This window comes from Marinimicrobium alkaliphilum (genome assembly GCF_003259155.1).
Taxonomy (GTDB): Bacteria; Pseudomonadota; Gammaproteobacteria; order Pseudomonadales; family Cellvibrionaceae; genus Marinimicrobium_A; species Marinimicrobium_A alkaliphilum.
Genome location: NZ_QGMQ01000006.1, coordinates 268,036 through 292,581 on the forward strand (window position 1 = coordinate 268,036; position 24,546 = coordinate 292,581).

The following is a 24,546-nucleotide window of genomic DNA, read 5'->3' on the forward strand; positions in this document are numbered from 1 at the left end:
TTATGCGACCGACGATTATCCGTTTAACCACAAGCCTGGCCCTGGCCAGCATCATCGCCGGGTGCGCCTGGTTTGCCGCCGACCGTCCGGCGCCAAGGGAACACGATCCACTGACGCTCTGGTACGACGCCCCTGCCAGCAACTGGAACGAATCCCTGCCGGTGGGTAACGGCCGCCTGGGGGCCATGGTTTTTGGCGGCACGGCGCGCGAGGAGCTCCAGCTCAACGAAGACACCCTATGGGCGGGCGGGCCCAATAACAACGTCAATCCCGCCGCTGCGCCCTATATCAAAAAAATCACCCAGCTTATCTTCGAGGGCCGGCATTACGAAGCCCAGGACATGGCGAACGAGCATCTGATTTCGGCAACCAACCACGGCATGCCCTACCAGACCGCGGGGAGCCTTTGGCTGGACTTTCCCGGTCACGAGCAGGTGACACACTATCACCGCGACCTGGATATCGGGCGCGCGCTCGCGGGTGTGAGTTATCGGGTGGGTGACACCACCTTTACACGAGAAACTTTTTCATCGTTGACCGAGAACGTCATGTTGGTGCACTTGTCTGCCGACAGTGCCAACAGCCTGACCACCGAACTGAGTTTTACCAGCCCCATGGAACACCGGGTCACGGTTCACGACGATCACCTGCAGGTCGATGGGGTGGGCGGGGAACATGAGGGCCAACCCGGGGAGATCGAATACACCGTACTGATTCAACCGGTGACTGACGGCGGACGCATTGAACGCAGTGCCGACGGCCTGACGATCCGCGATGCCAACTCGGCGACCCTGTACATCGCCATCGCCACGAACTTCAACAACTACCGTGACGTCAGTGGTAACGCCGAGGCCAGAGCCCGCGAGCACCTGACGCAGGCACTGCCCCTGGATATCGAACACCTGCGCCAGGCCCACATTGAGGCCTACAAGGCCCAGTTTGATCGGATGTCTCTGGATCTCGGCAGTTCACCGGCAGCAAAACTGCCGACCAACGAACGGGTCGAGAAATTCGCTCAGCACCACGACCCGGAAATGGCAGCACTCTATTTCCAGTTCGGCCGCTACCTGCTGATCAGCAGTTCCCAGCCGGGCACCCAACCCGCCAACCTTCAGGGCATCTGGAACCGCCATACCAATCCGCCCTGGGACAGCAAGTACACGGTCAACATCAATGCCCCCATGAACTACTGGCCCGCCGAGCTGACCAACCTGTCCGAGCTGCACGAGCCGCTGTTCGCCATGCTCGACGATCTGTCCCAAGCCGGCCAGGAAAGCGCCCGGACGCTCTACGACGCCGAGGGCTGGATGATGCATCACAACACCGATATCTGGCGTATTACCGGCCAGGTGGACCGGCCCTTCTGGGGCCAGTGGCAGGGCGGTGGCGCCTGGCTGAGCCAGCATATCGGCTACCGCTACCAGTTCACCGGTGACGAGGATTTCCTGCGCGAGCACTACCCCATCCTGCGCGGCGCAGCGCTCTTTTTTGCCGACAGCCTGAAGCGCGAGCCCGACACCGGCTGGCTGGTCGTGGTGCCCTCCAACTCACCGGAAAACGACTACCGCCACGACTCGGAGGAACGTGCCTCAATCGTTGCGGGCTCCACCATGGACAATCAGCTGGTGTTCGATCTGTTTTCCCTGGTCATTGAGGCGGCGGAACTGTTTGATAAAGACCATGATTTTGCCCAAGAACTGAAAGCCAAGCGGGATCAGTTGCCACCGATGCAGATCGGTCAGCACGGGCAGTTGCAGGAGTGGATGCACGACTGGGATCACCCGGACGATAAGCACCGTCACGTGTCGCACCTGTACGGCCTGCACCCGGGCAACCAGATTTCTCCCTACCGCTCGCCCGAGCTGTTCAGCGCCTCGCGCACCTCAATGGAGCAGCGGGGCGACGAATCCACCGGCTGGTCCATGGGCTGGAAGATCAACCTGTGGGCGCGCCTGCTCGATGGCGACCGGGCTTTCAGCCTGCTGCGCAACCAGATCTCCCTGGTTACCGAGGACTCCGTTACCGAAGCCGGCGGCACCTACGCCAATCTGCTCGATGCCCATCCGCCCTTCCAGATTGACGGCAACTTCGGGGTCACCGCCGGGATCGCGGAAATGCTGGTCCAGAGCCACGACGGCGCCATCCACTTGCTGCCGGCGCTGCCCGATACCTGGCCCACTGGGCGTATTGAGGGGCTGGTCGCCCGGGGCGGCTTGGTCATTGATATGAGCTGGGAAGATCACAAGGTCACGGCGCTGAGTGTGCACGCCCGGTTGGGCGGGAACGTCCGTTTGCGGGTGCACAGCGAGCTAACGCCCACAGGAGGGATCACGCTAACGGAGGTCGAAGAAGGAACCCCCAACAGCAACCGCTTCTATCAGGTACCGGCGATCAAAACCCCGATCATTTCGGAACAGGCGGACATCCCCACTCCGGCGCTGCGCGAGTCTACGCTGGTGGAATTCTGGGCTGAAAGCGGGAAGCGTTACGACTTTACCGCCCCCTGAGAACCTACCCTGAAACGAACCCGCGCCTCCGCCCAAAGGGCGGAGGCGCACGTCCTGCCAGGCAGTCGTTTAGCCCTCCATCTGCTCCAATTCCCGTCCGCGGGTCTCGTGTACGTACTTGACCACAAACACGATCGAGAGAAACGCCGACAGCGCGTACAGGCCGTAAGCACCCGCCAGACCCACACCGGCCAGCAGTATCGGGAAGGACAGGGTAATCAGGAAGTTGGTGCCCCACTGGAACAGCCCGGCCACCGCCAGGCCCGAACCGCGGATCTGGTTGGGGAACATCTCACCGAGCATCACCCACATTACCGGGCCCCAGGACATGTTAAAGAACACCACATAGGCATTGGCCGCCAACAGCGCCACCACACCCATGGTATCGGACATACGCAGATCACCGGCTTCATTGAGGGTGGCGCTGCCGAAAGCAATCACGAGTATGCTCAGGGTGATCGCCATACCGACCGAGCCGAACCACAACAGCGGTTTACGGCCGATTTTGTCGATCAGCATGATGGTGACGATACAGGCCGCGATACTCACCGCCCCGGAGATGACGTTGATAAACAGGGCATCGCCTTCAGAGAAGCCCACGGACTGCCAGAGTACCGCGCCGTAGTAGAACACCACGTTGATACCCACCAGTTGCTGGAAACTGGCCAGGCCGATACCCACCCAGACAATCTTGCGCACCCGGCCGCTGCTTTTGTCGATCAGGTCAGAGAAACGTGGACGGTGATGATCGCTGGCCAATGAGTCATCAATTTCTTTGAGTTTGCGCTCGGCCGCCTCAACCCCATAAAGCTTGGTCAGCACCGCACGCGCCTGGGCCTGACGACCCTTCACGACCAGGAAGCGCGGGCTCTCAGGAATAAACAACAGACCGATCAGAAACACCGAGGCGGGCAGAATTTCCACCCAGAACATCCAGCGCCAGGCTTCAAATCCGAGCCACAGCTCCGACAGGGCGGAGCCGGCGGCACTGGCGAGCAGGTAGTTGCTCAAAAAGGCGATAAACAGGCCGGAGATGATGGCGATCTGCTGAATCGTGGTCAGGCGGCCGCGCATGTGAGCCAGAGCCACCTCACTGATATAAGCCGGGGTCATAACACTGGCCGCACCCACCGCCAGACCACCCAGCAAACGATAGAAAATGAACTCGCCCGAAGAGCCGGCAACACCCGAGCCCCACGCCGAAATCAGGAAGAACACCGCCGAGACAATCAGCAGCGAGCGGCGGCCATAAAAGTCCGCCAGACGCCCGGCAAAAAAGGCCCCCACGGCACAGCCGAGGAGCATGGAGGCCACACTGAAGCCCGTGCCGAAGGCATCCGCATTAAAGGCCGTCTGCAGGCCATCGACGGTGCCGTTGATGACCCCGCTATCGAAACCAAACAGAAAGCCACCAATGGTGGCAATACAGCTGATGAGAATAATGAACGGCGTATTGCCGTAAGGGACAGTAGCGCTTGGTTGGGTCATAAAGTTAACACCTTACTCTTATGTTGTTATGTGTCGCCTGAAGGCGACCGCCGTAAACAAGCCGATTTGACGACCACTATTGTGACGACAAAGGGACGCGGCGACAACGCTGTCAACGTCGATATACGTCCCACTTTCAGTGAAAAAAGTGGCAAATCGTACACAAACCCGACAATCTGGACACAAAATGTTAAACTCCCGCGCCTGCAGCGCCACGAACGGCTTGCGAATTCCTCACTTCAAACTTATAGTTAAATTGATTATATGGGGCTGAGTCAGTCCTGAAAAGAGATAACCGGATATCGGCCGCGCCATGAAAGCACATCGTCACACCGCCCACCACCTGAGCGAAATCCCGCCAGGCACCATTGAAGCCATCTCCATTGACTGCCTGATTTTCGGTTTGAACCACGGTGAGCTGAAGGTCCTTTTGGCCAAGCATGCGGAGGGCATCAGCGAAGGCAAATGGGGCCTCCCCGGGGGCTGGGTGCAAGAAGATGAGAGCCTGGACACCGCTGCGGCACGCCTCCTTAAAGAACTGACTGGGCTCGACAATGTCTTCCTCGAGCAACTGCGGGCCTTCGGCCGGGTCGATCGATTTCCTGGCACGCGAGTCATTACCGTAGCCTATTATGCCCTGGTCAATCAGGAAGATTACCATGTCGCCGCCGGCTTCAGTGCCTCGGACGTGATGTGGCGCAACCTTGAAGATGCCCATGGCCTCATCTATGACCACGACGAAATCATGGACTTTGGTTTCGATCGTCTCAAACACAAGCTCAAACACGAGCCTGTCGGCTTTAATCTGTTGCCGGAGAAGTTCACCCTCCTGCAGCTTCAGGAAGTATACGAAGCCATCCTGAGCGTCAGGCTCGATAAGCCCAACTTCCGCCGCAAGATGATGAAAATGGGCCTGCTGATACCCTGCAACGAAAAACAGAAGAATGTCGCCCATCGCGCGGCGGCTCTGTACCGATTTGACCCGATTGTGTACGAAAAACTCAAGGATCAGGGCTTCGTCTTCGAGATGTAACCCGCCCTTTCAAGGCCCCCTTCCCCGCTGCCGGACTCGCCCGGCAGCGCTCCTTTCATCATATAAATCCGCTTATCCACTCACAAAAAACCCGCACAACGACCGGCTTCTTATAGCTTATGGTCATTATGAATAACTTTTTTCAGCTGCCTTATGGTCAGATAGAACATTTGTGTGCTATGTTTGTACCTACGCCGTCGTACAAGGGGTGAACCCCCCAGTGCTGACAGCTGGAAGGAGGCTCCCCAGCCGAATTCAGTCAACTGAAGCTATTACGCTTACGACTAGAATAATAGAGGGTTAGAACATGTTACAGAACAAACTACTTATCGCGATGGGTGCTCTCACCTTGGCCGCCTGTGGAGGCAGTCTTGATCTGGGCCCCAAAATTCCAGCCCCCGTGCAGGAAACCCCCGGAAACGGCAATGGCAACGGGGCCTGTGAAATCATTCCCGGACAAAGTTTCGTCTATGACTTCTCGGAAGCCGAGCAGGTAGAAGACTGGTTCATCAATGGCGACGGCACCAACGTCCGCCTCGAGCACGATGCCGAAGAGTCCGCCATGCGTGTCATCCCCCTACAATGGGCGGATGAAGAGAACTGGCGCCGCCAGGCCCGCTTCCAGCTCGAAGAGACTGAAGACCTGAGTAACGCTGTAGTCACGGTCGAGTTCCACCTGCCTGAAGCCTACAGCACCGATGGCGGCCTGGCACTGCAATTGGTTGTCCAGGGTGACGAAGGCCTGTACACCGACAACTACCTGGGCGTGGGCAGCTTTGACCCAGGTGACAACACCTGGACGTGGGAAATGGGCGGCGCCAACAATGCCGACTACTTCGGCTTTCAGCTGGCCGTGGTTCCCAACGACGAAACCATTCTTGATGACATCCTCATCTACAGTGTCACTATCCAGACACCCGATGAAGAAATCTGCGACGAAGAGCCCGAGCTGATCACCCTGGAACTGGATCTGACTGATGGCTGGCTGACCCAGGCCAACTACCAGGATCCGGAAGGTGAAGCACCGCCGTTTGAATACGTGACCGAAGGTGTGATGGTCATGATTGACGACGTTAACCAGCAACTGGTCAAGCCCGTAGACGGCCCGATTGACTTCCGTCGTGCCGAAGTGACTTTCAGCATCTCCGTTGATGCAACCTATCTCTCAACGGCAAGTGCGCTCCAACCATTCCAGCAGGTCTTTATCCGCGGTGAGGACGAAGACGGCGAACCGGATAACGAAGAGGTCGGTGGCAACTGGGGTTGCTGGACAGGTATTGGTACCTGGACCGAAGCCGGCGAACCGGTTGATGTCGAGTGTAACCTGACCAATAGCGACATGTGGAACCTGGAAGAAGGCGAGTTCATGTACTTCGGTGCGCAATCGCAAGGCGACGACCCGCAGGGCAGCTTCACTATTCACGGTGTCACCATCTTGTACTACGGTGACGGCGCTCCCGAGCCCGAAGTTCCGGCACCGGGCTCTGAACTTGAACTGGCAACCGACGACACCGGTAACTGGTCGATCGCTGACGACGGCGCTGCTGTTGTCTACACCGAAGCGGGTGCAGCGTTCACACCGGCCTTCGACGGTGAGTACAACCCGAAACTGGTTTACCTGCTCGACGGCCCTGTTGACCTGGGCGGACAGCAGTTTGAGCTGGAAGTCACCGTGGAGCAGGCATTCCTCGAAGCCGACGCCATTCTGCGGGCTCACGTTCAGTTGAACTACGGTTCTTACACCCAGTACCAGTGCCGCTTCCCGGAAGACGAGCTGGTTGCAGGCGAAGCCTTCACCCTGGTCTGTGACGACATTCCGGAAACGATCCTTGCGGGCGAAGGTGAAAACCTCCGCGTAGGCATCGAAGTTGAAGGCGATGGCGACCTTGGTGTCATCACCATCAGCAAACTGAGCGTTACCGTTAACTAAATCCCTACAGACTTAGTTGACAGAAAACCCGCTGAGGCAACTCAGCGGGTTTTTTTATGAACCACAAAAAAGGGCGGCCCGCAGGCCGCCCTTTTTGCTCACAGCACGCACTACATCATCTTCACTGGCTCCGCTGCACAGTGTTGGGCAATGTATTCGGCATGGCTGGGCATATACTCCGCGGAGCGCGCCACCACCTCTTCGACGTTGTCCATATAACTCATGATCTGCTCCGGACTCAAAACATCCACCAGGGGGTGATAACCCTTGGTTTTCAGCCGCTGGCCGTGCATCACCTCAAGCCAACTCAGGTCATTGAAGAGCTCGTCCGCATCGCGGAAAATGCGCCCGTTAGCCGTGTACGTTTTAAGCTTGTGGGTCAGACTGTCCGGAACTGACATGGTGCGTACGTAATCCCAGAAGGGCGAGTCATTGCGCTCGGTGATATGGTAGTGGGCAATCAGGAAGTCGCGCACACGATCAAAGTCAAAATGCACCTGGCGGTTATACTCATCAACATCCGCCTGATCGAAGTCCCGGCTCGGAAACAGGCTCATCAGCTTGGCAATACCCGCCTGCACAAGGTGGATACTGGTGGACTCCAGCGGCTCCATAAAACCGCCAGCCAACCCCAGCGCTACCACATTCTTGTTCCAGAACTTCTTGCGCTTACCGGTGGTGAAACGCAGAAAGTTGGGCTCCGCCAAAGGCTCACCGTCAAGATTTTTCAGCAGTACCGCCAAGGCTTCGTCGTCACTGATATAGTCGCTGCAGTAGACATGACCATTGCCGGTACGGTGCTGAAGCGGTATACGCCATTGCCAACCGGCCGCGTGTGCGGTTGAGCGGGTGTAGGGCGTGGGCTCAGCCACTTTAGCGCAGGGCACAGCCACAGCCCGGTTGCAGGGCAGCCAATGACTCCAGTCCTCATAACCGGTTTTGAGCGCACCTTCGATCAAGAGCCCACGAAAGCCCGAGCAATCGATAAACAGGTCGGCCTCAATCCGGGCGCCGCCCTCCAGCTGCACAGCGTCCACAAAGCCGGTATCGGGGTTGAGCGCAACCTCGGTAATTTTACCTTCCCGGCGCCGAACACCGCGCGCGGTCGCGAACTCCCGCAAGTACATAGCGTAAAGCGCGGCATCGAAATGAAAGGCGTAAGCAATATTGGACAATGGCGAATTACCCGCATCCACCGGGCGCATAAACTTACCCTGCTCCGCCGCAACCGCGGTGAGCGTGTAGGCATCCAAGCCCTTGGCCTTTCCTTCGTGGTGCATCTTCAGCCAGTAGTGGTAGAACTTCAGGGCATTGAAATCCTTACCCACCTCGCCAAAGGCGTGCAGGTACTTGTCGCCTACGCGGCCCCAATTAACAAACTGAATGCCCAGCTTGAACGTCGCCTGCGTACGGCGCACAAACTCGTTCTCGTCGAGACCCAAAAGTTTATTGAAGAGCTGGATCTGAGGGATGGTCGCCTCACCCACACCCACGGTGCCGATGCTGTCGGATTCAATCAGCTCAATCTCACAATAGTCGTTCTGCAACACCTTGGCCATGGCCGCCGCCGCCATCCAGCCGGCGGTGCCTCCGCCCACGATCAGCACTTTCTTGATTCGATTATCCGTCATAGACATACCACTTGATCAGTCATTAAAAAGCCCCGGTGGGCCCGGCGCCAGTATCCATGATACCAGCACCGAACCCGACCGGGGCCCTGTATTGCTTTGCGCCAGACTCAGACGAGGTTTACGCCTGACTGGGCGCCATCCCTGCGTCGGCACCTTCGGTCTCCTTCGTCGCCAACCGACGGGCGACCAGGTCACGCTCGATATCTTCCATCGTGGCGTTGGTGAGCGGGTAACGCGCCATCACCCCGACACAGACGATGCCGAACATCGCGGGCAGGAAGCTCATAATCATTACGATACCGGTCAGTGAGCGCTCGGTCTGGTCCACATTGGGTACAAAACCATACCATCCCAACACCCAGCCGGTAATCGCACCGCCCAACGCCAAGCCCATTTTCAGAGCGAACAGCGAGGCCGCCATAACCAGACCGGTAATCCGGCGGTTATGCTTCCACTCACCGTAATCGGCGGCATCGGTATACATGGCCCACTGGAGTACTGATACCGGCCCCCAGACAAAACTGATCACTGTGTTGATCAAGAACATGGTAATCACCGCGTCTGCGGGCAGCACAAAGAAGCCCACCGAGAGCACGGCACTGGTGCCCATGCACACGATATACGTCATTTTTTTATCGAAGCGCTTGGCCATGTGGCGGGTCAGAATGACCCCCAGAATGGTAATGACCATACCACTGGTCAGAAAGGTAGAGGTCAACACAGCAATCGACGGCGACCACTCCCAACCAAACAGGGAGATCGTCTGCTCGCCCACGTAGTAACGAAAGTAGTAGGTGATGGCGGTATTGCGCATCACGATAAAAATGAGCTGGAATACCGTGGCAATGGCGATCAGGCGCCACGCATGGTTGGCGAGCAGATCCAGGATATCTTTTTTGGCCGCCATTTTTTGCCCCGGTGGCGGCTCGACCCGCTCGCGGGTGGTAATAAAGGTGATAAAAAGAAACACCACCACCAATACACCCAGGGTTGCCATGGTCAGCTGCCAGCCCAGCTGCGGGTTATCACCGCCACCGTAATAATCGACGAGCACCAGGGTGGCGCTCTGCACAATAAGACCGCCGACGAAGGCACCCACAAAACGGTATGAGGACAGCCCCACACGCTCCATGGAGTTGGGCGTGATGACCCCCATCAGCGAGGCGTAAGGTACGTTCACCAGGGTGTAACACACCATCAACAGGTTGTAGGTCAGGTAGGCGTAGGCCAGTTTGAGCGGGTCATCAAACGCCGGCGAGGTAAAGGCCAGCACACCCATGCCCGCCAGGGGTACCGCGAAAAAGAACACGAAAGGCCGAAACTTCCCCCACCGAGTATTCATCCGGTCCGCCAGGGAGCCGATGATAGGATCGTTAATGGCGTCAAAGATGCGCGATACCAGAAACATGGTACCGACAGTGGCGGCCGGCAGGCCAAACACATCGGTATAGAAAATCATGATGTAGGTAACAAACAGCTGGAAATAGATGTTGGAGGCGGCATCCCCCAAGGCGTAGCCCGCCTTTTCCACCACAGACAACCGCTGCAGCTTGTTATCAATAGCGGTACTTGAGACGTTTTTCGGTTCCATAGTCATCATTCTTACGCAGGTTGAAGGGACAGTTCGCGCCTGGTGCCGCAGTCGCCGGCGGGCCCGATTATTTTATATGGTAAATATAACTATAAGGTGCCAGTATAAACCGATTTTGCCGCCAGCAGCAAACCCTTCGGCACGTCCAATGTAGCTTATCTCAACATCGCTCACCAGCCGTCATAAGTGATTAGTTTTCGACCAGGCATTGACTTGGGGGAAATGTTAGCGTAACTTGTAGTCCATATGACCACCAGGTGAAAGTTGGCACCTGCTTGTCCATTGGTCTGTGGTTTTTTGAGTCGCCCCCAATTGCAAGACACCGGGGGCGTTAATGGTGATAACAATAATGGGGTTATCCATATGAAGTTTGTAAAACACTACCTGGCCGGGCTTTCACTGGCTGTGCCAGTGGCACTGACAGGTATCAATGCTCAGGCTGAAGAGCCCTTGGCACAGGGCCTCGACAAGTTTTTGGGTGGCATCTACGCGCCCAGCCAACTCGAGGATTTCAGCCACTACTTCAATCAGGTGGTCGCGGAGAACTCCGGTAAATGGGGTGCCCTGGTATCAGGTAACCGTGCACCACTGACCGTAGAAGATTACAACGAAAGCTGGTTTGACAATAACGACTGGCACGGCGGCCTGGAAAATTCCATTCAGTTCGCCCGCGATAACGATTTCCCTTATCGCTTCCACGTACTCATCTGGGGCTCACAGCAACCGAGCTTTCTCAACGGCTATGTTGACGAGCCGGAAACCCAACGTATGGCGATTGAGGCCTGGTTTGATGTGCTGGCCGAGCGCTATGCGGATGATTTCGATTTCCTCGAAGTGGTCAACGAACCCGTCAATGACGCGCCGGATGCGGACTCCAGCTCGGGCGTCAACTATATCGAAGCGCTCGGCGGCACCGGTGAGACCGGCTGGGACTGGATCATCACGTCCTTTGAGATGGCCCGTGAGCGTTTCCCCAACTCGCAACTGATGATTAACGAATACAACGTGATCAGCGGCGGCGTGATCAATCCGTACACGGATATCATCGACCTGCTACACGAGCGCGAGCTGATTGATGCTATCGGTTTTCAGGCCCACGCCTTTTCGACCACCGGGCCCACCGAAACGCTGGCAGCGAATCTCGACCGCCTGGCGGAGTACGGCTTGCCCATCTACGTCACCGAAATGGACATCGACGCCCCCGGTGGCAACGAACGTACCCAATTGCGTGAGTATCGCCGCGTTTTTTCCCTGTTCTGGGAACACGAGGCCGTTGAAGGCGTCACCCTCTGGGGTTTCCGTCCGGGCATCTGGCGCGAAGAAGCTAATCTGATCCGGGAAGACGGCAGCGAGCGTCCGGCGGTCGATTGGCTGCGCTGTTATATGGACGGCCAGCGCCATCCCGACAGTCACGCAGGTATCGTTCCCGGGCAGGAAGTGACCGTGCCTTCAAACGCTACCGCCGGTGACGGTTATGGCGAGATTCTCGACTGCTACGGTGCTCACAGCTCACCGACCGACGGCTGGCACGTCAGCGGTGGCACAGGCCAAAGCGTTCTGGACGTCACTGAAGACGGCCGCGTAACCCCGGTTGCCGGTGCCAGCTTCGAGCAGAGCAGCTACACGCTGGACGTGGTTGCCCGCATGGGCGACAGCGAGAGCGAGCCCGTCACTGTCAATGTTGTGATTGGCGGCTGGCAGGATCGCCCCCCTTCAGCAGAGCTCCCGAGTGGCGGCGGCAGCAGCAGCGGCTCTACCGGTCTGCTGTTCCTGACCCTGCTGGGCCTGCTTGGCCTGGGTCGCTGGGCTCGTCGCGCCTAAGCGATAACCACAACGCCCGCAACGAAAAACGGCCCCTATCGGGGCCGTTTTTTTATGCCCGCTCATTGAGCGTCAATACACCCCCCGAATATGCTGCTTCACCTTGTCATGGTAGAAATCCGTCAAGGCCTGATGCAGCGCCTCGGGCAGGGGCGGCAGATCGCTGACAGCGGCATTGGCCCGCACCTGCTCGGGAGAGCTGGCGCCGGGAATGATCGTGCTCACCGCCGGCTGATCGAGTATCCAGCGCATAGCCATCTGGGCCATGGTGTAACCCTCAGGTACCCTGCTCTCCAGCTCGCGCACCAGCGCCACACCTGTGCTGAACGGAATACCGGCAAAGGTCTCACCGACGTTAAAGGCGGCACCGTCACGGTTAAAATGCCGGTGATCGCTCTCGGCAAAGCGGGATTGCTCGCTAAATCTGCCACTGAGCAGCCCACTGGCCAGGGGAAGCCGGGCGATAATGCCAATATTCCGGGCCTCGGCTACCGGCAGTAACTCCTCCACCACCTTTTGGCGAAAGGTATTAAAGATGACCTGAAGCGAGGTGATGCCTTCCTGTTCAGCGCAGATCAGCCCCTCTTCCACAGTTTCCACACTCGCACCAAAATAGCGGATATGACCCTCCTGCTGCAGGCGCCGCAGCCAGTCAAAAATCGCCCCGTCACGCATCACCTCAGTCGGCACGCAATGCAATTGCAGCAAATCCAGCGTGTCAATTTGCAGTCGCTCCAGCGCCCGACACACGGAATCGCGCATATGCGCCTCTGAATAGCCGTCTGGATAGGCGCCACCCCCTCTGCCATACTTTGTCGCAATCAAAGGCCGCGGCTGCAGAGCTCCCAAATGATCGCCCAAAAAATGCTCACTGGCGCCATCGCCGTAAACATCAGCGGTATCAAAAAAATTGATATCGCTGCTCAGGGCCGTATGAATAATGGCTCCGACGGTTTCGGCTTCAATAGGCCCAAAGTCACCCCCCAGCTGCCAACAACCGAGCCCAACTTCGCTCACGTGCAAATCGCTATTACCCAGTGTTCGCCGTTGCATAGACTCTCCTCGATGAGTGTTTAAGGTATGTAAAGGGGCTTTTCCCCCCCAGGCAGACGTGATTTAATAGTCAAATTAAATATAAGTCACTTGGCGCCATGCCTCAAGTCGAAAATGAAGGGTAACACTTATGACTCGCCTCTCCCGTCGCAATTTCCTGGTTGGTAGCGCCGCTGTCGCCGCCATGGCAAACATCAAAGCCTGTGCTGTCAATCGCGCAGCTGAAAACACCGGCTTGAAAGATGTTTACAAAGACGACTTTCTGATTGGCACCGCAATCAGCAACAGCACGCTGGAGCACGGCAACGCACGTCTCGAAACCGTCATCAAGCAAGACTTCAACTCCATCGTGGCGGAAAACTGCATGAAATCGGCGCTGATTCAGCCCCGCCAGGGCGAGTGGGACTGGACCCTCGCCGACCGCTTTATCGATTTCGGCGTCGAGAACAACATGACCATCGTCGGCCACGCTTTGGTGTGGCACTCACAAGCGCCGGAGGACTTTTTTGTCTACGAAGATGGCCGACAGATTTCGCGCAATGAATTGATTCGTCGGATGGACACCCATATCGAGACATTGATGGAGCGCTACAAAGGCAAGGTCGCCATCTGGGATGTGGTCAACGAATCCATCGACGAAGATCAGGGCTGGCGCCAGAGCCTGTGGTATCAGGTGATGGGCTCGTCCTACTTTCAGGAACGCGCATTCAACCTCGCCCACGAGCTCGACCCCAATGCGCACCTGATCTACAACGATTACAACATGCACAACCCCGGCAAGCGCAAGTTCCTGGTGGACGTGATTCGCGATTACAAACGTCGCGGCATCCCCATTCACGGCGTCGGCATGCAGAGCCACGTAGGCCTGGATTGGCCAGATATGGCCGAGTACGAAGCCAGCATCGAAGCCTTCGCCGCCGAGGGTATGCGCCTGCATATGACCGAGCTGGAAGTGGATGTGTTGCCGGTCGCCTGGGAGCACTCGGGGGCCGAGATCTCCACCGACTTTGCTTACGCCGACGAACTGGACCCCTATGCCGACGGTCTTCCCCAAGCCATTGAGGATCAATTGACCCGACGCTACGAGGAGCTGTTTACCCTGTACGTTAAGCACCGGGACAAAATTGATCGGGTCACCACCTGGGGCACGTACGACGGCGAATCGTGGAAGAATAATTTCCCGGTGCGCGGGCGCACCAATTATCCGCTGTTGTTTGACCGCAATATGGAGCCCAAGGACGCTTATTTTGCGGTTAAAAACTTGCGCCATCGCCTATAATTTTGGTGCCCCAAGCGTCGGATTACGGCTTCGCCTAATCCGACCTACTGGAGACATTGTTTAAGTAGGTCGGATTAGCCCGCAGGGCGTAATCCGACACATGAGGCACCCAACCCACTCAACATCCCTATAAAAAAACCGGGCAGCGCCCGGTTTTTTTATGCTTGATCAAGCCATCACTTCTGATAGGCACTGATCGTCTGAATACTGCCATCCTCGTTGTAATGCAACTCCGCCATCTTGATATTGCGCAGGTGCGTGTCGCCCTCGGACAGTTCACAGTCATGATAAAACAGGTACCACTTGCCGTCGTGCTTGACCACCGAGTGATGGTTGGTCCAGCCCAGCACCGGCTCCAACAGTGTGCCGCGATAGGTGAAGGGACCGTAGGGGCTATCGCCCGTAGCATAGGCAATACAGTGAGTGTCGCCGGTCGAGTAAGAAAAGTAGTAAACCCCATTGTGCTTATGGACCCAGGGGCCTTCAAAATAACGACGCACATTGTCTCCCGTCGTGACCGGATCACCCTTCTCATCCATGATCACAATATCTCGGGGCGCCTCATCAAACTCGAGCATGTCATCACGCAGGCGCGCAACCTTGCCACACAGCGCCGGCTCATCGTCCGCCGGATACTGATCTTCCTGACTGAAGCTGCCCGTGGGCCAACGCTGAAGCTGACCACCCCAGATACCGCCAAAGTATAAGTAGTAGGCTCCATCGTCATCCTCGTACACCGCCGGGTCGATGCTGAAACTACCTTTTATCGGTTCGGGCTGGGGTTTGAAAGGACCAGTGGGAGAATCACTGACCGCCACCCCGATGTAAAAAATGTCATCCGCCGTCTTGGCCGGAAAATAGAAATAGTACTTACCGTCCTTGTGCGCGCAGTCCGGCGCCCACATCTGCCGGGTCGCCCAGGGTACGTCATCCACATGCAGAGCCAGACCGTGATCGGTCACTTCGCCAAACGGCTCATCCATCGAGAACACATGATAGTCCTCCATCTGGAAGTGATCACCGTTATCGTTAAACGGAATGCCACCTTCAATATCATGGGACGGATAAATATAAATCTTGCCGTTGAAGCTGTGCGCCGACGGATCCGCTGTATACATATGGCTGACCAAGGGTGCAGACGCGAACTTGGGCTGCGCTTTTTTGTTGCTTTCAGTCATGGCGAACCTCGCTTTACAAAAATCTCAAAAAGGGAACCGGTAGACGACCCCGCTACCAGTTCCACAATGTGCCGTCTTCCAGGCGGTTTACAGGCAGACAGGCGCGCTTATAGGGGTATTTGGCGGCTTCCGCCTCGTCGATGTCCACCCCGTGACCCGGCGTTTCACCGGGAACAAAATGGCCATCGTCAAAGCGGTAAGCACGGGTAAACACCGACTCCATTTCGTCGCTGTGTGCCATGTGCTCCTGAATACCGAAATTCGGCACCCAGTAATCAAAGTGCAGCGCCGCGCCCATACACACGGGCGACAAATCGGTCGCACCGTGGAAGCCGGTCTGCACAGAATAGATGGAGGCAAAGTCGGCCAGGCGCCGAAGATGCGTAATACCGCCCGCATGCACGATGGTGCTGCGGATGTAGTCAATCAATTGTTCCTGAATCAGGGTGCGGCAGTCATGAAGACTGTTAAACACCTCACCCACCGCCAACGGCGTGGTGGTGTGCTGACGAATCAGACGAAAGGCTTCCTGGTTTTCCGCCGGGGTGCAATCCTCAAGCCAGAACAGGTGGTAAGGCTCCAGAGCCTTGCCCAGACGGGCCGCTTCGATCGGCGTCAGGCGGTGGTGCACGTCGTGCAGCAAGTGCACATCGGGACCAAATTCCCTGCGTACCGCCTCGAATACACTGGGCACAAAATTCAGGTACTTGTGGGTAGACCAGGATTCCTCTGTGGGCAGATCCCCGTCGGCGGGCTCGTAACGCTTGCCACCTTTGGAGACACCGTAAACCTTGTCGATCCCCGGCACGCCACACTGAATGCGAATCGCCTTGTAGCCTTTCGCCTGGGCCTTCTCCACCGCTTTCAGGGTTGACTCAAGGTCCGAGCCATTGGCGTGGGTATAGGTCATGATCCGATCGCGACTGCGACCACCCAGCAGCTGGTACAGGGGCATGTTGGCGGCCTTGGCCTTGATGTCCCAGAGTGCGACATCGACACCCGCCAGCGCCGTCATACCCACCGGCCCACGACGCCAGTAAACACCGCGGTACAGATACTGCCAGATATCCTCGATGCGACGCGCGTCCCGGCCGATCAGCATCGGCAACACATAGTCTTCGAGAAAAGACACAACGGCCTTTTCCCGACCGTTCAGGGTCGCATCCCCGATACCGTAGAGGCCGTCCTCGGTCACAATCTTTACCGTGACAAAGTTGCGCCCAGGACAGGTGACTATCACCTTGGCATCAGTAATTTTCATAGTGTATCCATTCCCATAGCTACTGCCTTAACGCCGGCGGCTCGGCGGAGGTCCCAGATAGGTCGGCTTCAAGCCGCCGGTATCGATCACAATATTTTGCAACGTTGCGCCCGGATCGACGCGGTAAAAACGCAAGCGGTGCAAGCCCGGCTCGTCGATGGTGTGGGTGCTGGTGGCGGTGCGAATATTGTCGAGCACCGAAATTTCCCAGGCGCGCTCGCTCAGGTCGTCGAGGAAATCGACAACCTGCGGCTTTTCACCCGCAAAGCCGATGCCGTAGCGAATGCCCCGACCCGGCACAAAGTTCAGGCTGGGCGCAAAATGGCTGTGAATGGTGAACTCACCGGTACTGAAAAAGTAAACGTCGTACTCGACGTAGGGCGCCTGCGAGAGATCGGTGGTGCTCTCGTCGCTGATGGGGTAGGCGCTGATGGACGAGCCGGTGCGACCGTGGTGAGTGATCACATCAAAGCGATAGCCGCCTTTCTCGACCTGGCGATCAAACATGCCGGCATCCAGACTGACGTAGCCGTCGGCTTCGATCGCGCCCTCGACCAGACTCAGCAACGACGCTTCCGGTTTGTCGGTGTGGACCGCAACCGTTGCGCCACCCCAACCTGTGCCCTGAATGAACACGCTGCCCTCGGCCTTGCCGGTGGGCGCCTTGCGCCAATCGATGCTCACTTCAATCACCTGGTCGCGCTCGATCTCGCCCTCGGAGGCACTGATGTTTATCCAGGGATCGCTCGCTTCTGCGGTAAAATCGAAAGGTGCGGTGCCGCGGTTGTAGACCGTAATCCGCCGCTCTTTCTGCCCAAAGGGAGTGAATGTCTGCAGGGCCAGGGGTCCGGGCACAGGCCAGGCACGCGCCATCCCCTCAACGGCCACGCCCATGTCCGGTTCGGCGTGGGGCTGGTAGTCGTGAATCACCGGACGCACGTTGGCCACAGGGCGATTCCAGTGGTTATAACCGATACGGGTCTCCAGCATCATGCCGTCCCACTTGCCGTCATTGAGGGCGTGGTAACGCTCCTCCAGATAAGCATCGAACTCGAACGCCGCGCGCACCTTATCACCGTACTCATTGGCATAGCGCCGACCCTGTGCGGCATAGAGATGGTTGCGCGCCTGATCGATATACATTTTGGTGGTGTTTGCGGTCGCCCTGACCTTGTGGCGCACCAGTTGCTCGTAGGTATCCCGGTAGCGCTCGGGAATCCGCTCGTACAAGGCGTCGGCACGCTCAACCATGTCCGCCAGTTCCGCATAGATGCGCTCGGCTTCGCGGTAGTTGTGCACACTGTAAGTGTCTTTGTCCTGAGCTTCAGGCTTGCGCCGACCGTTGTGGCGGGTGTAGTCGGTAATCAGCTGATAGATGTCATCAGCATACTCGGCCCCAAAATTCCGGGTCGCCCAGCGCACGCCGTACTGCTGGGTGTTTTCCAGGTCCCAATACTCCGGATCCCAAGCCATACGCAGGAAATAGTCGATGGGATACTCCATCGGCTTGAGGTCACCCACGTTCACCAGCCAGATCTGGTCGGCCTGGTATTCCCACGCCAGATGCATCTGCTCCCACATCTTCTTCAGGGGCATGGTGTTGATCCAGCGATAGGAGCGCGGCCCGCCCACATAATCAAAGTGGTAATAGACCCCGGCACCACCGGCGCGCTCGCGCTCCTCCGGCGTCGGCAGGCGGCGGTGGTTGCCAAAGTTGTCGTTGGCCCACAATAGAATCACGTCGTCGGGCACGCGCATGCCCGCCTCGTAGAAATACTGCACCTCTTTATAGAGCGCCCAAACCTGCGGCACCTCTTCCAGCGGCCGGTCATCGAACACCTCTGACAGAATCTCCCGTTGAGCGTCGACGATCGACTCCAGCAAGGCAATATCCTGACCCTCGGCCATGGGAGTATCTTCCTGGCCGCGCATCCCCAGGGTATAAATGCTGTCATAGCCCTTGTGCCGCTTCGGGCCTTCGCGCCAGAAGTCTTTCAGGTTTTCAGCGTTGGTGGAAAATTCCCACGCTCCTTCACCGTACCAGTCCCACTCTTTATCCCAGCGCATCATCGGCTCGTGGTGCGAGGTACTCACAACCACGCCATACTCGTGCGCGAGAATCATATTCAATTCGTCTTCATCAGCGAAGGCGTTGTTCCACATGGTGGGCCACAGGAAGTTGCCTTTGAGGCGCACAATCAGTTCAAACACATGCTCGTAGAATTCGTGATGGTAGCCGTCAAATTTGTCGTGCACCCAGGTGGTCAGTGCCGGCCACTCATTGTTCAGGAAGATGCCCCGATACTTGACCCCGGGAATTTCCTGAATGCGGGTGTCGGCGGCGATATACAGGTGCTCGCGGGTCTTGATCGGCACGTCGGCCCACCAGTACCAGGGCGAAACGCCGATATGCTCGGAGACGTCATAGGCCCCATAGGCCGCGCCTCGCCGGTTGCTACCAACAATCACCAGAGCGCGCTCTACGCCCGGAAGCGGGTTGTCGACCACTTCTTTGTGGTAGGCGTCCCACTCGCCCTCAATCCCGCTCGGATCGATTTTCCCCTCGGCCACCAGCCGATCAATCAGGGCGCTCTGCCCCACGGTGCCAATGATGACCGCCTGCTCGCTCAAGTCCTCGGCCGAACGCACCACTCTCGGCCGCTGGCCGGTAACCCGCTCGATATCGTCACGCAGAAAGCCCGCTGCACGTCGCACCGGTCCGTGATCTTCGTCATCCACATAGATAGGGGACAACTGCGCCGGGCCCACGAGCACAAAATCGCCGGGGCGGGGCTCGCTGTTGACGTAGTGGATGTCCTTCATGGCCAGCGCATTACTGGCAGGGAGCAGCAGGGCAATCGCCAGGGCGCAGACGGTGCGGGTCAGAGTCATAAGCGTCACTAACTGAGGTTGATTCGTGAGTTTGTCAGAAGCGCTGGCCGGTGAAGCGGCCTTCTTATCTTCTAGTCACTTGAACAATAAGATTATAGAAAATACGCACAAAATACAAGGGTGCCGGAAAGGCACCCTTGGATCGGATCGTCAAAAGTTGTAAAGAAGGGTTTAGCGGCTAGAACTCGAAGGAGAAGCCCTTCTCCGCGAGGCGGTAATAGGCATCGGCATCGAAGCGGAACAGATTGGCGGCGCGATGCGGGACGCCCTTCTGCTTCTCATTACAAGGCGTCAAGAGGTTCATTTTGAGCATCTTGCGGCGGAAATTGGGCTTGTCGAGCTTCACCCCGAGTATGGCTTCGTACAACTCCTGCAACTGCAGCAACGTGAACTTTTCCGGCAGCAGGTTGAAGCCGATGGGCTCATGGCAGACTTTATGGCGCAGGAAACCCCGGCCGTACTCCACGATCTCGGCATGGTCGTAAATCAACTCAGGCAGGTCATTGACCTCAAACCACTCGGCATCGGTCGCATCACGCCCCGCCACCAGAATGTAATCCTCGGCACTGACCAACGCATAATAGGCCACGGTCACCACCCGCTCACTGGGGAAGCGGTCGACCCGGCCAAAGGTCTTGAGCTGCTCCAGATACAGGTCTTCCACCCCGGTCAGGCTTTTCAGCAGACGGGACGCCGCATCGCGCAGGTTTTCCTTCATGCTGATAAAGCCGCCCGGTAACGCCCAGTGGCCCTTGCCCGGGCCAACACTGTGCTTGACCAGGAGGATTTTGAGCTGACCGTGATCAAGGCCAAAGATAAGGTTGTCAATCGACAAGCCCGGCATCACATCGTCCGGGATATGCAGTGGCTCCACGCGGCTGTGGGGCCGACTGGGGGTCTTGGATTTGGTTGTCACAACAGACTTCCTATTTTTTCCCATGTTTAACTGAATGAAAGATCAGTGGCAGCATAACCTATCGCGATAATGCCTGTACTGCCACACCTGCCGTCGCACCCGACGGCCCTACTCTCCACCACCGCGCCTAATGGCGCGTTATTGCTTTATGTATGATATATCCGTGTTATACCTCCCGAAGTCGTCCCAGTCAAAGCGAATAATTCCAGCAGCCCAAATAACAAGTGACAAAGTCGTGCAAATCGACTAATTTTCTATTTGACTATTATGCGAGCATGATGCACTATTTCGGATAGTGGTCTTGTTGACTATTACGTAAAGGGCTCGCAGAAGCTGCAAATAGGCACGCAAGAGACGCTTTCATCTAATTCAACAAGTGTTCACAGGTAGTACCGCGCCTGCTGTTCTACGGGCCCAGAGCCAAGTAAGGATAGGAGCGGTTTCCGGTCAATACTGTGTTGCATAATAACAACGGGGTTTAATGTTATGGCTTATCGAGACAACCTTAAGCAGAACGCCACCTTTAAAAAATCGCTCCTCGCCTTGTCTGTTATGGCGTTGAGCACACCAGCCCTGGCGCAGACCGGCGACCAGGATATGATTCTCGAAGAGATTATCGTCAGCGGCACGCGCCAGAACCTGCAGAACGCGCAGGATATCCGCCGCAACGCTGACACCTTCGTCGACGCCATCTCTGCCGAAGACATCGGCTCACTGCCCGACCGCAGTGTGCTTGAGGCCATGCAGCGGATGCCCGGTGTATCCATCGAGCGCTTTGCCGCACCGGACGACCCGGATCACTTTGGTACCGAAGGCAGCGGTGCCGTCGTGCGCGGCATGCAGCAAACCCGCAGCGAGTTCAACGGGCGCGACTCCTTCAGCGCCAACTCCGGTCGCGGCCTGAACTTCCAGGACGTACCGCCGGAGCTGATGGGCGGTGTTGATCTGTACAAAAACCAATCCGCCGACATGATCGAAGGCGGTATCGGTGGTACCGTCAGCCTGCGTACCCGCAAGCCCTTTGATCAGGATGGTCGCCAAGTAGCCCTCAGCGGCGATCTCTCCTGGGGCGACATGGCAGAAAAGTGGGGGCCCACGATTTCCGGCCTGTTCAGCGATCGCTGGATGACCGACATCGGCGAGTTTGGTCTGCTGTTCAACGCCTCCTACTCCCAGCTGTACAGCGAATCCCACGGTATCCAGAGTGACGCCTATGTACTCTACAATGCCGAAGACCTGAATGCGCCTTCAAGCGTAGTTGCCCGCGATGACGGCCGGGTGTGGATGACCAACGGCTCCAACTTCTTCACCAAAGAAGATGATCGGACTCGCCGCGGTTTTGCCGCTGCCGGTCAATGGGCCAGCCCCGACGGCACCATGGAAGCAACCGCCCAATTTCTGCGTTCAGACGCTCGCCTGACCTGGAAAGAGAACGCGGTCAAGTATCAGGGTGGCTACGGTGATGACGATGGCAGCCTGGCCGGCGCGGAAACCCGTCGTGCCCGCCCGCACCCGAACAGCGAGTTTGCTTGGCGCGACGACGGCGTGTTTGAAGCAGGCTATATTACCGACTGCTGCGGCTGGCGCGGTGCCAGTGGCGGCGCACCGGACAACGAATACTTCGGTCAAAAGTTCCAGGCTGATACCCGTGTAAAAGACACCCGTACCATCACTGACGATCTGAGCTTCAACTTCCAATGGAGCCCGTCTGATCGCTGGGATCTGGAAGCGGACATTCAGTTTGTTGATGCCACAGCGAGCGATGACGACCTGCAGATCGCGAACGGTTTCTACGCCCTGCAGAACTTTGACACCACCGGCAGTACGCCACGCCTGGCTATCGTTGAACCCTGGGACGGCCGTCGCGGTACAGAAGGTTTTGACGAGGACTACGAGCCTCAGGCCGCACCCTGGAACCCGGATCTGGTGGGCTCAGAGTGGTACTTCCAGAACCCGGAAAACTACTGGTGGCGCTCGGCCATGGACCACTATGAGCGCTCTGAGGGCGAACTGCGGGCCTACCGGTTTGACGCCACACATCACCTGGACGACATGCCCTTCCTGACCAGCGTAAAAGCCGGCGTGCGCTACGCCGACCGCAATCAGGTGGTTCGTCAAACCTCCTACAACTGGGGCCATATCGGCGCCGAGTGGGGACCGGGTGGCGGTGCTGGCGCCATGTGGCTCAACGAGAACGAAGAGCTGAGCACCGAATACGAATGGATTGACTGGTCCGACTTCCACCGCGGTGGCGTCGTCAGCATTCCCGGAGACGGCTTCCTGTTCCCGAAAGAGTCCCTGGTACGTGAAGTCATCGAAGGTCGTCAGCTGCCCCAGAACAACCCTGAGGGTGACGGCATCTGGGAGCCCTACCAGAATCGCGCCGACGTGATTCCCGGTACGTACTTCCAGGAACCTGAGATTTACGACACCACCGAGCGCAACTCTGCAGGCTACGTTCGCTTCGATTTCGAATCTGAAATCGCAGGCCGTCGCGCAACCGGTAACTTCGGTGTCCGTTATGTCGAACTTGACCGTATTGCTATCGGTTCGGTGATCTTTCCTGACCTGGTCCCCGGAACGCCGCCCCCGGAAGGTGCGCCAGACGTTCGCGCCGATCCAGAGGTGATTCGCGAGTGGGCTGAAGGTCGAGTGGATCCATACGAAGGCAACGAGGAAGAGTGGGACAACGACCCGCAGAACCGCGAAGATGCGGTATTGCGCGAATTGGCTTACTCTCGCGAAGCACGCAACTGGCTTACCGAGGAAGAGCGCGCCTTCGGTAACGATACCGCCGAGCTGACCCGCAACACCGGTACTTATACCGATGTGCTGCCCAGCTTCAACTTGCGCGTCGACCTCAATGACGACTGGATTGCCCGCTTCGCGGTGTCCAAAGCCATTGCCTGGCCCGACATGTCTGAAGTCCGCAACCGCGCTGTCTTGGGTGCGCGTCAGCTGCAGGTGGCTTACATCACAGAGGATGGCGAAATCATCGAGGAAGAGGTCGATCCCGATGAGCCCATCGATGAAGGCCGGAATATTGCCGACGTCAACCCGGTTCAGTGGACCGGCAGCGGCGGCAACCCGGATCTGGCACCGATGGAATCCTGGCAGTTCGACGCCGCGCTGGAGTGGTATTTTGCACCGGTCGGCTCAATGACCTTCAGTGCCTTTTATAAAGATCTGAAAAACTTCTTTATCGAAGGCTCTTTCCCACAGACTTACAACAACCCGAACAGCGGTGTTACTCAGCCTGTGGAAATGACCACCACCCGAAATGGCGGTGACGGTCACTTGCAAGGGTTTGAAATCGCCTATCAGCAGTTCTACGACATGCTGCCGGCGCCTTGGGACGGATTCGGTATCCAGGCGAACTACACCTATATCGACTCTGAGGGCATTCCCAATTTCGCCGGAAGTGACGCCCCGACTGAGGCCGAGCCAGGTGATGAAGTGGCACCGCCGCAGCCGGGTATGAACCCCGTCAATATCGAGTCTTTGACGCTGCCTCTGCGCGGTCAGTCCCGTCACACCGCCAACTTTGTGGCGATGTACGAGAAGAATGACTGGGCAGCGCGTCTGGCTTACAACTGGCGGTCTGAGTATCTGATCACCACCCGTGACGTGATCAGCGGTGCGCCGATTTGGAACACCAGTCAGGGCTTCCTGGATGGCTCGGTGTTCTACAACGTCACACCGGAAATCAAAGTCGGACTGCAGGGCACCAACCTGCTCAACACCCAGACCGAAACACGCATGGTTCTGGATGAAAACGACACGCGTACCGGTCGCTCCTGGTTTGTGAACGACCGCCGCATCGCACTGATCCTGCAGGCTACCTTCTAAGGTAACTCGCGAGGAACAATGCGCTAGTCGCCAGCAAGAGAAAAAGCGCAGTACCTCGGTACTGCGCTTTTTTGTTGTTTGTTGACCCGCTAACGCCTTGTCCGCGCTGCCTCTACC

Annotated in this window: 14 protein-coding genes; 6 read left to right on the forward strand and 8 right to left on the reverse strand. The window is 57.5% G+C overall.

Annotation, left to right across the window (positions count from 1 at the left end; genetic code table 11):
• Nucleotides 1-2: 2 nt before the first annotated feature.
• Entirely contained in the window at nt 3-2,507 is a 2,505-nt protein-coding gene (locus DKW72_RS11720; protein WP_111642546.1) for a glycoside hydrolase family 95 protein, read from the forward strand.
• A 69-nt stretch (nt 2,508-2,576) separates the two neighbouring features.
• Here DKW72_RS11720 and DKW72_RS11725 read toward each other — a convergent pair whose 3' ends face one another.
• Nucleotides 2,577-3,995, reverse strand: coding sequence for a sugar porter family MFS transporter (locus tag DKW72_RS11725; RefSeq protein ID WP_111642547.1), 1,419 nt, complete (start codon nt 3,993-3,995; stop codon nt 2,577-2,579).
• Between the two features lie 313 nt (nt 3,996-4,308).
• Here DKW72_RS11725 and DKW72_RS11730 point away from each other — a divergent pair, with 313 nt between their 5' ends.
• Together DKW72_RS11730 and DKW72_RS11735 are read left to right on the forward strand one after the other, a co-directional pair.
• Entirely contained in the window at nt 4,309-5,028 is a 720-nt protein-coding gene (locus DKW72_RS11730; protein ID WP_111642548.1) for an NUDIX hydrolase, read from the forward strand.
• A 307-nt stretch (nt 5,029-5,335) separates the two neighbouring features.
• The gene (locus DKW72_RS11735; RefSeq protein ID WP_111642549.1) at nt 5,336-6,958 is read left to right on the forward strand and encodes a family 15 carbohydrate-binding domain-containing protein; all 1,623 of its coding nucleotides are present in this window, start codon (nt 5,336-5,338) and stop codon (nt 6,956-6,958) included.
• A gap of 110 nt (nt 6,959-7,068) precedes the next feature.
• On the opposite strand, the gene DKW72_RS11740 is transcribed toward DKW72_RS11735, so the two are convergent.
• The gene (locus DKW72_RS11740) at nt 7,069-8,589 is read right to left on the reverse strand and encodes a tryptophan halogenase family protein (RefSeq protein WP_111642550.1); all 1,521 of its coding nucleotides are present in this window, start codon (nt 8,587-8,589) and stop codon (nt 7,069-7,071) included.
• Nucleotides 8,590-8,707: 118 nt separating this feature from the next.
• Entirely contained in the window at nt 8,708-10,180 is a 1,473-nt protein-coding gene (locus DKW72_RS11745) for an MFS transporter (protein WP_198411329.1), read from the reverse strand.
• A 363-nt stretch (nt 10,181-10,543) separates the two neighbouring features.
• On the opposite strand from DKW72_RS11745, the gene DKW72_RS11750 reads away from it, so the two are divergent.
• On the forward strand, nt 10,544-12,001 hold the full coding sequence (locus DKW72_RS11750) for an endo-1,4-beta-xylanase (RefSeq protein ID WP_111642551.1): 1,458 nt from the start codon (nt 10,544-10,546) through the stop codon (nt 11,999-12,001).
• A gap of 72 nt (nt 12,002-12,073) precedes the next feature.
• Here DKW72_RS11750 and DKW72_RS11755 read toward each other — a convergent pair whose 3' ends face one another.
• Nucleotides 12,074-13,054, reverse strand: coding sequence for an aldo/keto reductase (locus DKW72_RS11755; protein ID WP_111642552.1), 981 nt, complete (start codon nt 13,052-13,054; stop codon nt 12,074-12,076).
• A gap of 130 nt (nt 13,055-13,184) precedes the next feature.
• On the opposite strand from DKW72_RS11755, the gene DKW72_RS11760 reads away from it, so the two are divergent.
• Nucleotides 13,185-14,333: an endo-1,4-beta-xylanase gene (locus DKW72_RS11760; protein ID WP_111642553.1), complete on the forward strand. Its 1,149-nt coding sequence runs from the start codon at nt 13,185-13,187 to the stop codon at nt 14,331-14,333.
• A gap of 176 nt (nt 14,334-14,509) precedes the next feature.
• On the opposite strand, the gene DKW72_RS11765 is transcribed toward DKW72_RS11760, so the two are convergent.
• The 4 genes from DKW72_RS11765 to DKW72_RS11780 form a co-directional block, all read right to left on the reverse strand.
• On the reverse strand, nt 14,510-15,511 hold the full coding sequence (locus DKW72_RS11765; RefSeq protein ID WP_111642554.1) for a glycoside hydrolase family 43 protein: 1,002 nt from the start codon (nt 15,509-15,511) through the stop codon (nt 14,510-14,512).
• A gap of 52 nt (nt 15,512-15,563) precedes the next feature.
• Nucleotides 15,564-16,772 (reverse strand): D-mannonate dehydratase ManD, encoded by a 1,209-nt coding sequence (gene manD / locus DKW72_RS11770; RefSeq protein WP_111642555.1) that lies wholly within the window; start codon nt 16,770-16,772, stop codon nt 15,564-15,566.
• A 27-nt stretch (nt 16,773-16,799) separates the two neighbouring features.
• On the reverse strand, nt 16,800-19,664 hold the full coding sequence (locus tag DKW72_RS11775) for a glycosyl hydrolase 115 family protein (protein WP_111642556.1): 2,865 nt from the start codon (nt 19,662-19,664) through the stop codon (nt 16,800-16,802).
• A 178-nt stretch (nt 19,665-19,842) separates the two neighbouring features.
• The gene (locus DKW72_RS11780) at nt 19,843-20,508 is read right to left on the reverse strand and encodes an NUDIX hydrolase (protein WP_332835791.1); all 666 of its coding nucleotides are present in this window, start codon (nt 20,506-20,508) and stop codon (nt 19,843-19,845) included.
• A gap of 558 nt (nt 20,509-21,066) precedes the next feature.
• Between DKW72_RS11780 and DKW72_RS11785 the strand changes: the two genes are divergently transcribed.
• Nucleotides 21,067-24,429, forward strand: a complete 3,363-nt coding sequence (locus DKW72_RS11785; protein WP_232522393.1) for a TonB-dependent receptor — start codon at nt 21,067-21,069, stop codon at nt 24,427-24,429.
• Nucleotides 24,430-24,546: the final 117 nt, after the last annotated feature.